This is a genomic window from Xanthobacter cornucopiae, from assembly GCF_043195065.2.
Classification (GTDB): domain Bacteria; phylum Pseudomonadota; class Alphaproteobacteria; order Rhizobiales; family Xanthobacteraceae; genus Xanthobacter.
The window spans coordinates 4,172,486-4,188,153 of sequence record NZ_CM195531.1 but is presented as its reverse complement, the minus strand read 5'-3'; the positions used below and the strand labels follow the sequence as shown (position 1 = coordinate 4,188,153).

Annotated in this window: 13 protein-coding genes; 4 read left to right on the top strand and 9 right to left on the bottom strand. The window is 70.7% G+C overall.

Annotation, left to right across the window (positions count from 1 at the left end; all coding sequences use genetic code 11):
• Positions 1 to 51: 51 nt before the first annotated feature.
• The 9 genes from V5F53_RS18430 to V5F53_RS18390 form a co-directional block, all read right to left on the bottom strand.
• A complete protein-coding gene (locus tag V5F53_RS18430; RefSeq protein ID WP_393998485.1) occupies positions 52 to 2,112 on the bottom strand; it encodes a sensor histidine kinase in 2,061 nt (686 codons plus the stop codon).
• Between the two features lie 96 nt (positions 2,113 to 2,208).
• On the bottom strand, positions 2,209 to 3,594 hold the full coding sequence (locus tag V5F53_RS18425) for a sigma-54-dependent transcriptional regulator (RefSeq protein WP_393998484.1): 1,386 nt from the start codon (positions 3,592 to 3,594) through the stop codon (positions 2,209 to 2,211).
• A 260-nt stretch (positions 3,595 to 3,854) separates the two neighbouring features.
• Positions 3,855 to 5,558 carry an OFA family MFS transporter gene (locus tag V5F53_RS18420; RefSeq protein WP_393998483.1) on the bottom strand — a complete coding sequence of 568 codons (1,704 nt, stop codon included), beginning with the start codon at positions 5,556 to 5,558 and terminating at the stop codon, positions 3,855 to 3,857.
• A gap of 269 nt (positions 5,559 to 5,827) precedes the next feature.
• A complete protein-coding gene (locus V5F53_RS18415; RefSeq protein WP_393998482.1) occupies positions 5,828 to 6,673 on the bottom strand; it encodes a GNAT family N-acetyltransferase in 846 nt (281 codons plus the stop codon).
• Complete coding sequence (locus V5F53_RS18410; protein WP_393998481.1) at positions 6,666 to 7,961, bottom strand: GGDEF domain-containing protein; 1,296 nt, start codon at positions 7,959 to 7,961, stop codon at positions 6,666 to 6,668. The genes V5F53_RS18415 and V5F53_RS18410 overlap by 8 nt, the downstream gene beginning before the upstream one ends.
• Before the next feature lie 160 nt (positions 7,962 to 8,121).
• The gene (locus tag V5F53_RS18405; RefSeq protein WP_393998480.1) at positions 8,122 to 8,853 is read right to left on the bottom strand and encodes a pyrimidine 5'-nucleotidase; all 732 of its coding nucleotides are present in this window, start codon (positions 8,851 to 8,853) and stop codon (positions 8,122 to 8,124) included.
• A gap of 54 nt (positions 8,854 to 8,907) precedes the next feature.
• Positions 8,908 to 9,273 (bottom strand): lysozyme inhibitor LprI family protein, encoded by a 366-nt coding sequence (locus tag V5F53_RS18400; RefSeq protein WP_393998479.1) that lies wholly within the window; start codon positions 9,271 to 9,273, stop codon positions 8,908 to 8,910.
• A 10-nt stretch (positions 9,274 to 9,283) separates the two neighbouring features.
• Positions 9,284 to 10,033: a 7-cyano-7-deazaguanine synthase QueC gene (queC, locus tag V5F53_RS18395; protein WP_393998478.1), complete on the bottom strand. Its 750-nt coding sequence runs from the start codon at positions 10,031 to 10,033 to the stop codon at positions 9,284 to 9,286.
• A gap of 109 nt (positions 10,034 to 10,142) precedes the next feature.
• On the bottom strand, positions 10,143 to 10,442 hold the full coding sequence (locus V5F53_RS18390; protein WP_393998477.1) for a BolA family protein: 300 nt from the start codon (positions 10,440 to 10,442) through the stop codon (positions 10,143 to 10,145).
• A 268-nt stretch (positions 10,443 to 10,710) separates the two neighbouring features.
• Between V5F53_RS18390 and V5F53_RS18385 the strand changes: the two genes are divergently transcribed.
• The 4 genes from V5F53_RS18385 (at position 10,711) to V5F53_RS18370 (ending at position 15,496) form a co-directional block, all read left to right on the top strand.
• Complete coding sequence (locus V5F53_RS18385) at positions 10,711 to 11,325, top strand: J domain-containing protein (RefSeq protein WP_393998476.1); 615 nt, start codon at positions 10,711 to 10,713, stop codon at positions 11,323 to 11,325.
• A gap of 123 nt (positions 11,326 to 11,448) precedes the next feature.
• On the top strand, positions 11,449 to 12,432 hold the full coding sequence (cobS, locus tag V5F53_RS18380; protein ID WP_393998475.1) for a cobaltochelatase subunit CobS: 984 nt from the start codon (positions 11,449 to 11,451) through the stop codon (positions 12,430 to 12,432).
• Between the two features lie 116 nt (positions 12,433 to 12,548).
• Positions 12,549 to 14,438 (top strand): cobaltochelatase subunit CobT, encoded by a 1,890-nt coding sequence (gene cobT, locus V5F53_RS18375; protein ID WP_393998474.1) that lies wholly within the window; start codon positions 12,549 to 12,551, stop codon positions 14,436 to 14,438.
• Positions 14,438 to 15,496, top strand: a complete 1,059-nt coding sequence (locus tag V5F53_RS18370) for an esterase-like activity of phytase family protein (protein WP_393998473.1) — start codon at positions 14,438 to 14,440, stop codon at positions 15,494 to 15,496. Before cobT ends, V5F53_RS18370 begins: the two co-directional genes overlap by 1 nt.
• Positions 15,497 to 15,668 lie beyond the last annotated feature (172 nt).

Sequence of the window (15,668 nt, the reverse complement as noted above, 5' to 3'; positions counted from 1 at the left end):
GGAGCTAAGGCAGCACTTTGGCGTTCTCAAGATGGCCGGGCGGCCGCAGGCTCATGCCGCCTCGGGCGCTTGCGGCAGCCACACGGCGAAGGCGCTGCCCGCGCCCTCGGTGCTGTCCACCTCCATGCTGCCGCCGGCCCGCTCCACCAGCGTATAGCTGATGGACAGGCCGAGCCCGGTGCCGCCCTGGCCCTTGGTGGTGAAGAAGGGGTCGAACACCCGCGCCAGATGGGCGGCGGGAATGCCAAGGCCGCTGTCGCGCACGGTGAGCATGACGCCGGCCCGCCCGCCGCGCGCCGCGTCGCGGCTCTCCACGGCCAGGACCCCGCCTGCCGGCATGGCGTGGACGGCATTCACCATCAGGTTGATAAGCACCTGTTGCAGTTCCACCCGGTTCATGAAGACCAGCCGGGTGGCCGCCTCGCGGCGCTCCAGGCGAATGTCGGCGCGGGACAGCAGGTGCTGGACCAGCAGCAGGCTGTCGCCGATCACCTCGGCCGGCGGCACCGGGTCGCAGCCGCCGGCGAACTCGCCCGGGCGGGCGAACTGGAGCAGCTTGGAAACGATGATGTTGATGCGGTGCACCTGCTGGTCGATGAGGTTGAACTCGGTGCGCACCGGCCGCGCCGCCACCCCCAGCAGCTCGCGCGCCACGTCCAGGTTGCCCTGGATGACGGCCACCGGATTGTTGATCTCATGGGCGATGCCGGCGGTGATCTCGCCGATGGCGGCGAGCTTGCCGCTCATCACCAGCTGGCGCTGGGCGGCCGCCAATTCGGCGTTGGCGGCCTCCAGCTCGCGGGTGCGGGCGGCCACGCGGGCGTCGAGCGCATCGGCCCACTGCCGCAGCTGGGCGTCACGCTGGCGCAACAGGTCGAGCATGGCATCGAGATGGTGAGCAAGGCGGCCGATCTCGTCGGTCTGGCCGGGCAGGCCGGTGCGGGCCGACAGGTCGCCCGCCTCCACCCGGGAGATGGTGACGTTCATGGCCTCCAGCGGCCGGAAGATGGCCGCCGCCCAGCGCAGCAGAATGGGGATGGTCACCGCCGCCACCAGCGCGAAGCCGACCCCCACCGCGATCAGGATGGTGCGTTTCAACGCCAGGAACGGCGCCTCCAGGAAGCCCACATAGAGCATGCCCACCCGCTCGCCGGCGGAACTCAGGATCGGCTCATAGGCCGAGATGTACCAGTCGTTCACCACGAAGGCGCGGTCGAGCCACACCCGGCCCTCGCCCAACACCGCCGCGCGCACCTCCCCCGACACCCGCGTGCCCAGCGCCCGCTTGTCCTCGAACAGGCGCACGTTGGTGGAGACCCGCACGTCGTCCAGGAACAGCGTGGCGGTGCCCTCGCTGCCCGCCGGCAGGGCGCCGCGGCCGTAGACCAGGTCGTTGATGGTGTCGATGAAGTCGAGGTTGCGGTTGAGCAGCACCCCGCCCACCAGCACCCCGGCCCGGTCGCCGGACAGCCGCACCGGCACCGCCGATTGCACCACCATGCCGCGTCCCTCCGCGGTCCGGTCGGTGGGCACGGCGCCCGGCGTGGGCACCAGGTCCACCCGCGCCCGCGCCTCCAGCTCGGGCGCGAGCCGGGCCAGGGCCTGCGGCCCCACGACGTCGATGCCGGAGCCGGCCTCCCCGTGCAGCGCCCGCGCCACCACCGGGGAGGCGGCGACCCCCGCCCCGTCCGGCCGCGCGCCGGGCGGCGAGGCCGCGACCAGGGCGCCGCCGGCATCGAGCACATAGAGGAAGTCGAGCCCCATCGCCTTGCGGCGGGCCGCGAGGAAAGCGTCGAGGGCGCCCGCGTCGCCGCCCTCGGCCACCGTCTCGAACGCGACCGAATCACCCAGGGCGTGCAGCGTCTCGTCGGAGCGCTCCATCAGCCGGTCGAGATACTGGCGGGCGATGGTCAGGTCCCCCTGCACCTTGGAAATGAGCAGGCGGTCGAACTGCCGCGTCCACCAGCCCACCACCACCAGCAGCACCACCGGCAGGATGATGAGGGTCGGCAGGAGCGCGATGGCCAGCAGCCGCATGCGCACCGAGCCGAGCCGGCCCATCACCCCCGAGGCGCGCCTGCCCGCCGGTTCGTCGCTGCCGGGTTCAGCCATGGAATGCCCACCCCGCCCGTTTCATCCCTGCCGCATTCCATCGTGACCAGGGCCGCCGCTCCCGGCTCGACCATGCCAAACTCAACCGTGCCACACTCAACCGTGCCAAGCCTTCAGCTTGCGATCCAGGGTCTTGCGCGAGACGCCGAGGCGGCGGGCGGCCTCGGAGCGGTTGCCGCCGGCTTCGGAGAGCACCTTCAGCATATGATGCTTCTCCACCGCCTCCAGGGCCTGGGAATGGGCCTCTTCCGCCGCGCCATCCTCGGCCGGCACGACGTCGCGGGGGAAGTCGCCGAGGATGAGGGCGCGCTCGATCACGTTGCGCAGCTCGCGCACATTGCCGGGCCAGGGGTAGCGGGCGAGCTGGCGCAGCACCCCGGGAGTCAGCTCCAGCGGCGGCACGCCAAGCCCGCCGGACAGCTCGTCCATGAACAGGCGCGCCAGCGGCGCCACGTCCGCCGCCCGCTCCCGCAAGGGGGCGAGATGGATATTCACCACGTTGAGACGGTAATAGAGATCCTGCCGGAACCGGCCGGAGGCGACCATTTCCTTGAGGTCGCAATTGGTGGCGGCCACCAGCCGCACATCCACGGGGATCTCGCGCTCGGCCCCCACCGGGCGCACCTTCTTGTCCTCGATCACCCGCAGCAACTTGGCCTGGAGGCCGGGCGGCAGCTCTCCCACCTCGTCGAGGAACAGGGTGCCGCCCTGGGCGTAGAAGAACAGCCCCTCGCGGGAGGAGGCGGCGCCGGTGAAGGCGCCCTTGAGATGGCCGAACAGCTCGCTCTCGATGATCTCCGGGGCGATGGCGGCGCAGTTCACCGGCACGAACGGCTTGCGGGCCCGGGGCGAAGCGGTGTGAAGGGCACGGGCGGTCACCTCCTTGCCGGTGCCGCTCTCCCCGGTCACCAGCACGGTGGTGGGCATGGGCGCGACCCGGGCCACCATGTCGCGCACGGCGCCGATGGAGGCCGAGGCGCCCACCAGCGGCGAGGGGCCGCTCGCGGCGCGCGGCAGAGTGCCCAGCTCGCGCCGCAGCACGAAGTTCTCGCGGCTGAGGCGCGCCCGTTCCAGGCAGCGGGCGATGGCGTTGAGGATCTGGTTGGAGCGGAACGGCTTCAGCACGAAGTCCGCCGCCCCGGCGCGCAACGCCTCAATGGCGGTTTCCAGGTCGGCGAAGGCGGTGATGAGGATCACTTCCCGGTAGAAGCCGGTGGCGCGCAGGTCCTTCAGCCAGTCGAGGCCGGTGCGCCCGGCCATGATGTTGTCGAGGATGATGAGGTCGAACGGGGTGGCTTCCAGCAGCCGCGCCGCGCTCGCCACGTCCGCCGCCTCCGCCACGTGGCGGCAGCGGGTCTGCAGCATGCGGGTGAGGAAATTGCGCATGCCGGGCTCGTCGTCCACCACCAGCACCGCGGATTCGGCGAGATACGGGCTGAAGGTGCTGTCGGCGGAAAGCTCCACCGGAGCGGCGCTGCTCATGGTCATCTGGTCGGCCGCAGTTCCCGGGCCCGCGCCGCCGACGCGGCAGGGGCGATCCCCGAAGCCCGGCGCCACGCGCCCAGCTTCCTCCCCGATGCCGACGCGGCTTCTTCGGCGGGAAACCCACGCCCTCCGGCCCGTTCGTCATCAGGCCTATCAATCGCTCAAATCGCGACGGCAATCAAATGCCGTCGCGCGACGCTGACACAACGGCACGGCCGGGCACGGGGCCCGGCCGGCGGTTCCAGGGTGCGTGGGGCTCAGTGGAACAGGATCACCGCCTTTTGCAGGGTGATCCACACGCCCCACAGCAGCGGCACCCCCACCGCGACCCACGCCACCGCCACCAGAGCGAGCGGAGTTGCCCCCGCCGCCGCCGGGGTGGAGGTGCGGCCGGTGCTGGCCACGCCGTCCTTCGCCTCTTCCTCGAAATCCTCGAAGTCGGCGTGGACTTCCTCTTCCTTCTTCTGCGCGGCGAGCTTGCCGGCCTTCCGCAGCTCGTCATCGGTCATATAGAGGTGCTCAGCCACCGGCTTGACCAGCAGGTTGGCCACGAAGCCCGCCACCAGCAGGCCCGCCAGGATGTACATGGTCTGGTCGTAGGCAGCCTCGCGCGGGATGCCGGAAGCGATCTGGTATTCGCGCAGATAGTTCACCAGCACCGGGCCGAGCACGCCGGCGGTGGCCCAGGCGGTGAGCAGCCGGCCATGGATGGCGCCCACCATGTGGGTGCCGAAGATGTCGGCGAGATACGCGGGAATGGTGGCGAAGCCGCCGCCATACATGGACAGGATGATGCAGAAGGCGAGCACGAACAGCACCACCGAGCCCATGTGGGCGGTGGTGGGCACCAGCGCATAGAGCGCGAAGCCCAGCACGAAGAAGATGGCGTAGGTCATCTTGCGCCCGAGCCGGTCGGAGAAGGAGGCCCAGCCGAACCGCCCGCCGATGTTGCACAGGGACAAGAGGCCGGTGAAGCCAGCGGCGATGGCGGCAATCTGCGCCTTCTGGGTGGCGTCGAGCTGGGAGAAGGTGAGGTCGAGCCCGATCAACCGGCCGCCGAACACTTCCTGCAGCATGGGCGAAGCCATGCCGATGACGCCGATGCCGGCCGAAACGTTGAGGCACAGCACCGCCCACAACAGCCAGAACTGGGGCGTCTTCCAGGCCACGTTCAGATGCACATGGCGATGGGTGACCATGGCATTGGCGCTGGTGGCGGGCGCGGTCCAGCCCGCGGGCTTCCAGCCCTCGCGCGGCACCCGGTAGCCCAGCGCGCCACAGACCATGAACACGAAATAGATGGCGGCCATGGCCAGGAAGGTCTGCCACACGCCCACCGAGGTCGGGGTGGCGAAATGCTGCATCAGCATGTTGGCGAGCGGCGCGCCGATCATGGCGCCACCGCCGAAGCCCATGATGGCCATGCCGGTGGCCATGCCGCGCCGGTCCGGGAACCACTTGATGAGGGTGGACACCGGCGAGATGTAGCCGAGCCCCAGCCCGATGCCGCCAATGACGCCGGAACCGAGCCACAGCATCCAGATCTGGTGCCAGTAGACGCCCAGCGCCGAGATCACCAGGCCGCCGCACCAGCAGAAGGCCGAGACGAGGCCCGCCTTGCGCGGACCGGCATGCTCCAGCCAGCCGCCCCACACCGCCGCCGAGGACCCCAGCAGCACGAAGAACAGGGTGTACATCCAACCCAGCTGGGAGATCTGCCAGTCGCAGGAGGTGGCGAACAGGCCGGCGATGAAGCTCATGTCGGCCGGGCAGGCGACCGGGGCGGTGATGCCCACGGCGCGCGACAGCGGCAGCCAGAACACGCTGAAGCCATAGGCCATGCCGATGCACAGGTGAATGGCCAGCGCCGCCGGCGGCACCAGCCAGCGGTTGAAGCCGGCGCCGGCCACGGTGCGCTCCCGGCTCAGGAACGGGGGTGGGGCGAGGGTCGAGACGGACATGCTTCCTCCAGGCATCTTCTTGTTGTGCCGCGCCGCGCGGCGACGGGGCCAGATGGGATAGCAAGCGGGAGGCCAGGACCGGTGGCCGGACAAATCCCCGGAGACTCAAGGCATCGCGTGGCGCACATCGGTGCACACATGGACATTTTGTCCTTCGCGACGCTCACGTCCCGCGCGCGGCCGGCCAAAATGTCGCAACGCGCGTCATCGGCCCGGACCTTCGACCGACGCCGGTCAAGTCCGGTCGAGCACCGCGCGGGCGCTTGGTCTCAGCCCAGTTCGAAGCTGGTGATGCCGAAGGTCCGGGACAGGGGCAGGCGGGGCGCCGGCCCCTTGTACATCCGCGCCGTCTCGAACACCGGCGCGAGGCCGGCGGTCTCCGCCAGCGCCCGCGCGGCCGCGTTGGGCTCGGGCGCGTCGAGAAAGATGGGAACATCGCCGGCCGCCGCCGCCAGGGCGGCGAACAGCGCCCGGGCCCCCTCCGGCGTGTCGGCGAACAGCGGGCCGACCTTGACGCCGACGCGGCAACGGCGCGCCACGCCGTAACCAGCCACCGCCCCGTCCACCACCAGCACCCGCACCGCGCCGCCAGGCGGCGCCAGCCAGCGCGCCAGGAAGGCCGGGCGCGCGACACCGAAATGCGCCGTGTCGTAGGCCTGGACGGCGGCGTCCAGCTCCGGCGCCAGGGCCCGCACCCGCGTGTCGGGCGCGGCGGCGAGGCGGGCGCGCCCGCCGTAGCGGATGTTGCGATGAGCGAGCACGAAGCCCGAGGCGGCATAATTGGCCTGCTGCGCCACCACCCCGTCGAGCCCCACCGTGCCGCCGGACTGCCGCACCAGACCCGCCCGCCACAAGGCGAGCCCCAGCCCCCGCCCGCGCAGGTCCGGCCGGCAGATGTAGAAGCCCGCGAACGCGAACCCGCCGGCATAGCGCACCACCGACAGGGTGACCGCCAGGGCGCCGTCCACGAACAGGCCGAGGAAGCCCTCGGGGTCCTGGGCCAGGAAGGCCGGCGCGTCCGCGAGACCGGGATTCCAACCCTCGCGGGCGGCCCATTCCACCGCCTCCTCCACCTCGGCGGCGGCGAGCGGGCGGATGCGCGGCGCGTCAGTCATAGACCGCCCCGTCGCACTCCTCCACCGCCCACGGCGGCTCCGGCAGCATCACCACGCGATTGCGGCCGGAGCCCTTGGCGGCATAGAGGGCGCGATCGGAGCGCTCGATGATGGCCTCGATGCTGCGGTCTCCATTCAGCATGGACGCAACGCCGACGCTCGCCCGCACGTCCAGGTCGGTGCCCCCTGCGCTCACCTGGCGGGCGGAAATGGCGGAGAGCAGGTTCTGCGCCACCAGCAGGGCCCCGGCGGAATCGGTGTTGGGCAGCAGCACCGCGAATTCCTCGCCGCCCATGCGCGCCACCACGTCGCGAGCCCGCAGCGCGGTGCGGCAGCGCTCCGCCACCTCGCGCAGCACGGCATCGCCGGCGGCATGGCCGAAATTGTCGTTGATCGACTTGAAATGATCGAGGTCGAGCATCAGCACCGCCAGATCCGAGCTGGTGGCGACGGCGATGCGGAACGCCCGGTCCGCCTCCTCGAAGAAGCGCCGGCGGTTGCACAGGCCGGTCAGTTCGTCGGTGACGGCGAGGTGGCGCAGCTCTTCCTCCAGCCGCCGCCGCTCCGACACGTCCCAATACACGACGATGTAGGTATCGCCGATGAAGCGGAAGCGGAACTGGATGATGCGCGTCTGCCCATCGCGGCACAGCACCTCCCACTCCACCTTCTCCACCGCGTGGGGATCGGCCCGCACCCGCTCGATGCGCTCGTGCCAGTCGGCGATCACCTGGGCCCGCACCGCGTCGTCGGGGAACCCCCGCTCCCACCAGTCGTCATGGTGCGGCGCGGCGCCCTGGTAGGGATAGCCGAGCAGATGGTCGGACATGGCGTTGCAGAACAATTCGCGCATGTTGCCGTCGTAGATTTCCACGCCCACCGGCAGCGAGCGGACGATGTCCTCCAGCATGGTGGCGAAATCCACCACCCGGGTGGTGGAGCCCCCCCGCCCGGGCGCCGGGCCGCGGGTGCCATGGTCGCGCAGCGTCACCACAGAGCCGAGCCCGTCCGGCAGCTGGGCGGCCTTGAAGCCGAGGGTGGCGAGGCCGATGGGGGTGCGGCAATACAGCACCATCTCCTCGGTGTCGTGATCGTCGCCGAGGAGCAGGCCGCGCACGCGGCCGGCGGCGTAGGCGCCGATCAGCTCGCTCAGGTCGCACCCGCGCGGGTCGCGCCCGAACAGGCCGGCGGCCTGGGCATTGGCCCGGCGAACGGTCAGGCCATCGGGCTCGACCGCGAGCAGCGGAGTAAAGACCAGATCGAGCCACGCGAAACGATCTGCTTTCATCCCCCGGAACACCTCTCGCGAGCAACGCGCCGGCCCCCGCCCCTGCGGACGGCGGTACCCAACGCCATCAAGCCTAGCCTGCTCCTCGCGCCTGCACACGTGAAATCTTTCAAGACTGCGCCCGGCAACCCCAGGACGCACGATGTGACATCTCCAAGACTCAGGCGAGTGCCTCCAGGAACCCGGGCAGGTCATCGGTCACCCGGTCGACGTGCGCCGCCTCGCGCCCTTCCAGCTCCCACGCCTCGCGGGCGCCGTGGCCGCCCCCCGGAGCGCCGGCCGGGCGCGCGTCCGGCGGCTGGCCCGGCGCCACCACCAGCACCGTCGCCATGCCCAGCCGGTGGGGCACCTCCAGATTGCGGGCGAGGTCCTCGAACATGGCGGCGCGCTCGGGCGCCACGCCATGGGCGTCGAGGAACAGGCGATAGGCCGCCTCGGTGGGCTTGGGCTGGAACTGCGCCGCGACGATGTCGTGCACCGCGCTGAAACGGTCGTCGATGCCGAGCTTTTCCAGCACGTTGCGGGCGTGCCCCTCCGACCCGTTGGTATAAACGATCTTGCGGCCCGGCAACGCGTCGATGGCCCGGCCCAGGCGCGGCGTGGGCGCGAGGCCGGACAGGTCGATGTCGTGGACGTGCGCCAGGAACGCCTCGGGGTCCATCTGATGCTCGATCATCAGCCCGCGCAGCGAGGTGCCGTAGCGGCGATAATAATCCTTCTGCAGCCGGAAGGCGTCGTCGGGGGCAATGCCCAGCAGGTCGGAGATATAGGCCTTCATGCGCGCGTCGATCTGCGGCCACAGGTCGTGATCGGCGCTGTAAAGGGTGTTGTCGAGATCGAACACCCAGGTGTCGACGGACTGGAAGCGGGACGGCAGGGCGGACAGGGTCATGCGGGGCTCGGCGGGCGCGCCAGGGTGGCGCGCCGGGTCAGGGGTGGACGGGGATCAGAACGGCCCGCGGGAATAGACGCTGGCAAGCTCCGTCTCAAGCTCGCCGATGCGGGCGCGGTAGGCCTGGTCGAGACAGCTCGCGTCGGTGCCGCACAAAGCGCGGCGCGCCAGCCATGCGCGCTGGGCCTCCTGGATGGCGCCGCGCTGGCCCATGGCGACCAGCTTGGTGATCACCCCATAAAGGGTGCTCATCTTCACATCGAGCTGTTCAAGCGCGCAGCTCGCGCACACCGCCTTCTCGTCGGCGGCGCCGGCGGTGGCGCAATCGAAGCTGGCGCCGGCGGCCGGCGCCACGGCAAGCCAGCCGGCCATCGCCGCGCCCAGCGCGACACCGGTGGAAGAACGCAAGAGCGCACCCATCCCCATCTCCTCAGTCCTGCGCCGGCGCACCGGCCGAGGCGCGATAGCGCGCATAGCCATCCGCCCGCAGCCGGCAGGCCGGGCAGACGCCGCAGCCATAGCCCCAGTCCTGCCGGGCGCCACGCTCACCCAGGTAGCAGGTGTGGGTCTCCTCCTGGATCACCGCCACCAATGCCGGCCCGCCCAGGGTCTCGGCGAGGCGCCAGGTCTCGGCCTTGTCGATCCACATCAGCGGCGTGTGCAGCACGAAGCGCGACTCCATGCCCAGGTTCAGCGCCACCTGCATGGCCTTCACCGTGTCGTCGCGACAGTCGGGGTAGCCGGAGAAATCGGTTTCGCACATGCCGCCGACGATGTGCCGGAGCCCCCGCCGATAGGCCAGCGCCGCCGCGAAGGCGAGAAAGATGAGATTGCGCCCCGGCACGAAGGTGTTGGGCAGGCCGTCCGCCGCCATGGCGATGGAGACGTCGCGGGTCAGGGCGGTATCGGAAATCTGGCCGAGGGCGTCGAGGCTCACCGTGTGGTCCGGCCCCAGCCGCTCGCCCCAGCCGGGATCGAGCCCGCAGAGCGCGGCGCGCAGGCGCGGCCGGCACTCCAGCTCCACCGCATGGCGCTGGCCATAGGCGAAGCCCACCGTCTCCACCCGCGCGAAGCGGTCGAGGGCATAGGCGAGGCAGGTGGTGGAATCCTGGCCGCCGGAAAACAGCACCAGGGCCCCTTCGCCGGCGCTGTCCGGCGCGCGCGGATCGGCGGCGGTCATCGGCGGCACACCTCGAATGGGCACACCTCGTGCGGGCACACCTGGAATGGGCGCGCCTCCCGGGGGTGACCGGGGCGGTGGGCGCCGCAACCGGGCGCGGGCGCCGGCCTCACTCGCCGGGCGCCTTGGCGTCGATGGAGAGGGCGTGCAGGCCCTTGTCGATCTCGCCCCGCAACAGGGTGTTCACGATGCGGTGCCGCTCAACCCGGCTCTTGCCGGCGAACTCGGCCGCCACCACCCGCACCTTCACATGGGTGACGCCGCCATCCTGGCGATGGGCCCCCTTGTGGTCGTGGCTGACGCCCATGTGGCCGGCGTGCTTGTGGCTCTCGTCCTCAAGGTCCAGCACCAGGGGGGAAAGACCCGCCTGAAGGGTCTCGCGAATAGCGGAAAGGGAGGTCTGTGACATGATGAAACCAGGATCTGAAAAGGAAGGATCGAACAGGCCGGCACCGCGATGGCGCACCGGCCGGCGGCCATTATATAAGCGTTATGCCGACCCGCCTATCCTTCCCGGAGCGGCCGGCGCGTCCACTCGGGGCGGCCGTTCTGTCCTGCGTGCTCCGCCGCCCTCCGACCGCGTTTCTGCCTGACCTTACTCCCTGACCTTACTCCTTGACCTTTCTTGCCCCACCTTTCTTGCCGCGCTCCGGCGCGGCGCTCATAATCGACGCACCATGAAGCTCAACTCCCCCCTCTTCGACCGCATCCGCGTGAAACCCGACGAGGACCGCTCGCGCCAGCCCCAGGACGGCTGCTGCCAGTGGGCGGGATGCCGCGCGCCGGCGACTCACCGCGCGCCGAAGGGCCGGCACCTGGAAGGGCAGTACTGGAACTACTGCCTCGACCACGTGAAGGCATATAACCAATCCTACAATTACTTCTCGGGAATGACCGACGACGCCGTCTCGGCCTACCAGAAGGACGCGCTCACCGGCCACCGCCCCACCTGGCGCATGGGCAGCAAGGGCGCCGGGGAGACCGGCGGCGAGCGCCACACCCGCGCCGACGCGGGGATGCGCGATCCGTTCGGCTTCGCCTCCGAGATGGGGCGCACCTTCCGCGCCGACCGCGAGGAACCGGACGGCCGCGTGATCCGCACCACCGAGCGGCGGGCGCTGGAAATCATGGGCCTTGAGATGTCGGCCGGCGCGGACGAGATCAAGGCCCGCTACAAGGCCCTGGTGAAGCTGCACCACCCGGACGCCAACGGCGGCGATCGCTCGTCGGAGGACCGGTTGCGCTCGGTGATCCAGGCCTATGCCAACCTCAAGCAGGCGGGTTTCTGCTGACCCCGGGCCGGCCGGGACCCTTTTTCACGTTGCCCGCGGGCCGGCTGGCACCGCGCCCGCCGGGCAGCCATTCAGACGCGACGGGCGCACAGAATCCGCCCCCTTTTCGCCCACGGAGGACTTATGAGCGGCACCGAAACCCTGAGCCCCACCCCGGACATAAAAGTCTCGGTGCGCCAGACCTTCGGCATTGATGTCGACATGGAAGTGCCGGCCTATTCCGAGCCCGACGAGCACGTCCCCGACCTCGACCCCGACTACCTGTTCGACCGGCCGACCACCCTCGCCATCCTCGCCGGCTTCTCGCGCAACCGGCGGGTGATGGTTACCGGATACCACGGAACCGGCAAGTCCACCCATATCGAGCAGGTGGCGGCGCGGCTCAACTGGCCGTGCGTGCGCATCAACCTCGACAGCCATATTTCCCGCATCGACCTGATCGGCAAAGACGCCATCGTCGTCAAGGACGGGCTCCAGGTCACCGAGTTCCGCGACGGCATCCTGCCCTGGGCCTACCAGAACAACATCGCCTTGGTATTCGACGAATATGACGCCGGCCGGCCGGACGTGATGTTCGTCATCCAGCGGGTGCTGGAATCCTCCGGCCGCCTCACCCTGCTCGACCAGAGCCGGGTCATCCGCCCCCACCCCGCGTTCCGCCTGTTCGCCACCGCCAACACCATCGGCCTCGGCGACACCACCGGCCTCTACCACGGCACCCAGCAGATCAACCAGGCGCAGATGGACCGCTGGTCCATCGTGACCTCGCTGAACTACCTCGCCCACGACAAGGAAGTGGATATCGTGCTGGCCAAGGCCAAGCACTTCCAGAACCCGGAGGGCCGCGACACCGTCAACCGCATGGTGCGCCTCGCCGACCTCACCCGCCAGGCCTTCATCAACGGCGACCTCTCCACCGTGATGAGCCCGCGCACGGTCATCACCTGGGCCGAAAACGCGGACATCTTCAAGGACATCGCGTTCGCCCTCCGGGTCACCTTCCTCAACAAGTGCGACGAGCTGGAACGGCCGCTGGTGGCCGAGTTCTTCCAGCGCTGCTTCGGCCAGGAGCTGACCGAAAGCACCGTCAACGTCGCCCTGTCCTGAGGACGCGCGCCCTGCGGCCGCGGGCCCCGGCGCCCGCGGCCCGCACCCCATCGCCCGCACCGGGCCGCGCCCGCCCGCCGTCCGCCGCGTGACCCGAGCCGAGAAAGAGCCCGACCATGGCCCCCACCAACCGCCCCCCCGGAAAGACGCCCGCGGAGGCGTCCGTCGAGCCCTTCAAGCGGGCGGTGACCGGCTGCTTCAAGGCCATCGCCGGGGTCGGCGAGCTGGAGGTGACCTTTTCGTCGGAACGCCCCGCCGTCGCCCCCGGCCGGGCGCGCCTGCCGGAGCCGCCGCGCCGCTTCACCGCCCATGACGCCGCCATCGTGCGCGGCCAGGCCGATGCGCTGGCGCTGAAGCTCGCCTGCCACAACCCCAATCTGCATCGCAAGCTGCAGCCCACCGGAGACACCGCCCGCGCCATCTTCGAGGCGGTGGAGCAGGCCCGGGTCGAAGCCATCGGCTCCAACCGCATGCCGGGCACCCGGAGCAACATCACGGCCATGCTCCAGGACCGCTACCACCGCGCCAACGCCGCCGACATCACCGAGCGGTCGGAAGCGCCGATCGAGGACGCCCTCGCCCTGCTGGTGCGCGAGCGGCTCACCGGCGAGGCCCCGCCCCGCGCGGCGCAGCGGCTGGTGGACCTCTGGCGCCCGCATGTGGAAGCCCGCGCGGGCAAGGACCTGGCCCGCCTGATCGAGAGCATCGACAACCAGAAGCGGTTTGGCGAGATCGCCCGCCACCTCCTGTCATCGCTGGACATGGGCGAGGACTCGAGCCTCGACACCGAGAACGAGGACGACGACGAGGACAACCAGGGTGGCGCCGAGGAGGAAGGCGCCGAGCAGGGCCAGTCCAAGCAGGACGAAAGCCAGCAGGGCGCCTCCGAGGCCGACGCCATGCTGTCCGAAGAGGAACTGCCGCTCGGCGAGGTGGACGCCGAGGCCGGCCCCCCCGACGACCTGCCCGACGGCGCCGAGCCCGGCGAGAGCGACGAGGCCGCCGAACCCTGGCAGCCCCGCCCGCCGGTGACCCATGACAATCGCGGACCGGAATACCACGCCTTCACCACCAAGTTCGATGAGGAAGTGCACGCCGAGGACCTCTGCGACCCGGAGGAGCTGACCCGGCTGCGCACCTATCTCGACAAGCAGCTCTCCCATCTCCAGGGAGTGGTGGCGCGGCTGGCCAACCGGCTGCAGCGGCGCCTGCTGGCGCAGCAGAACCGGGCCTGGGAGTTCGACCTGGAGGAAGGGGTGCTCGACCCGGCGCGGCTCTCCCGCGTCGTCACCGACCCCACCGCGGCCCTGTCCTTCAAGCGCGAGCGCGACACCGACTTCCGCGACACGGTGGTGACGCTGATCATCGACAATTCCGGCTCCATGCGCGGGCGCCCCATCACCGTCGCCGCCACCTGCGCCGACATCCTGGCCCGCACCCTGGAGCGGTGCGGGGTGAAGGTGGAGGTGCTGGGCTTCACCACCAAGGCCTGGAAGGGCGGCCAGTCCCGCGAGGCGTGGCTGGCAGCCAGCAAGCCGGCGGCCCCCGGCCGCCTCAACGACCTGCGCCACATCATCTACAAGGCGGCCGACGCGCCCTGGCGGCGGTCGCGGCGCAATCTCGGCCTGATGATGCGCGAGGGGCTGCTGAAGGAGAACATCGACGGCGAGGCCCTGGACTGGGCCCACAAGCGCCTGCTCGCCCGTCCCGAGGCGCGCCGCATCCTGATGATGATCTCCGACGGGGCGCCGGTGGACGACTCCACCCTCTCGGTGAACCCGGGCAACTACCTGGAGCGCCACCTGCGCCACGTCATCACCGAGATCGAGACCCGCTCGCCGGTGGAACTGATCGCCATCGGCATCGGCCATGACGTGACGCGCTACTACAAGCGCGCCGTCACCATCGTCGATGCCGAGGAGCTGGGCGGGGTGATGACCGAGAAGCTGGCGGAGCTGTTCGCCGAGAAGGCCGGCGCCCCGGCGCGCGGCCGGCGGGGGCACTGATGGCGCGCGCACCGGCCGCAAGGCGGATGGGGCGGCTCGTGGCCGGCGTGGCGGCGGGGCTGCTGGCGCTGGCGATCGGCGCGGCGGTGGTGGTGTCCACCGCCAGTTCCAAGCCCACCACCCTGCCCGAGCAGCCGGAGGCGTTCGCCGTCACCGCCACCCCCATCACCCGCTTCAAGGTGAACGAGGACGCCGTCCGTTTCGGCGCGCTCAGCTTTCGCGGCGGGCTGGTGTTGAAATCAACCTACCCCGCGTTCGGCGGCATCTCCGGCTTCACCCTGGGCGCCGACGACCGCTTCCTGGCGGTGACCGACGCCGGCGTGTTCCTCTCTGGCCGGCTCGATGTGGACGGCGACCGGCCGGTCGGCCTGTCGGCGGTGACCGCGGCGGCGCTCAAGGACGAGGACGGGCAGCTCCAGGCCCAGCGCGGGCGCGGCGACAGCGAATCCCTCACCGTGGCGCCGGACGTGGTCTATGTGGGCATGGAAAGCGTCAACGAGATCTGGCGCTATCCGCTCGACCCCGAGCGGGGCGCTCCCCTGGGGCAGCCGGGCACCCGCGTGCCGGCCCCCGCCATCCGCGACCTGCGCTACAATCTCGGCCTGGAAAGCCTGGCCTATGTACCGTCGGGACCGCTGAAGGGCGCGCTCATCGGCGTCGGCGAGGAGGGGGCGAGCGCCGGCGCGGACCTGCCCGGCTTCATCATCGGCGGACCGAGCCCGGGGCGCTTCACCATCACCAAGAGCGGCCCCTTCAACGCCACCGATGCCGGCATCGGCGCCGACGGCTTCCTGTACCTGCTGGAGCGCCACTTCTCCCTGGCCACCGGAGTGATGATGCAGATCCGCCGGTTCCCGCTGGCCGCGGTGAAGCCGGGCGCCACCCTCACCGGCAGCGTGCTCGGCAGCTTCGACAGCGGCTATGAGATCGACAATATGGAAGGGCTGGCGGTGACCACCGGCGCCGCCGGCGAGACCTTGCTGACGCTGGTCTCCGACGACAATTTCAGCGTCCTCCAGCGCACCCTCCTGCTGCGCTTCGCGGTGACGCCCGACTGAGCCCGGCCCGCGCCGTCCCACGAACCAGCCCGCACACCGGCGCCCGCAAGTGGGGGCGCGCAGGTGGGGGCGCTCAGGTGGGGGCGCACAAGTGGGCACGCGGCGGTTCGGCGCCTGCAAGTCTGCGCCCACAAGCCGCCGTCCGTTGAAGCTGCGAGAGAGTGATGGAGCG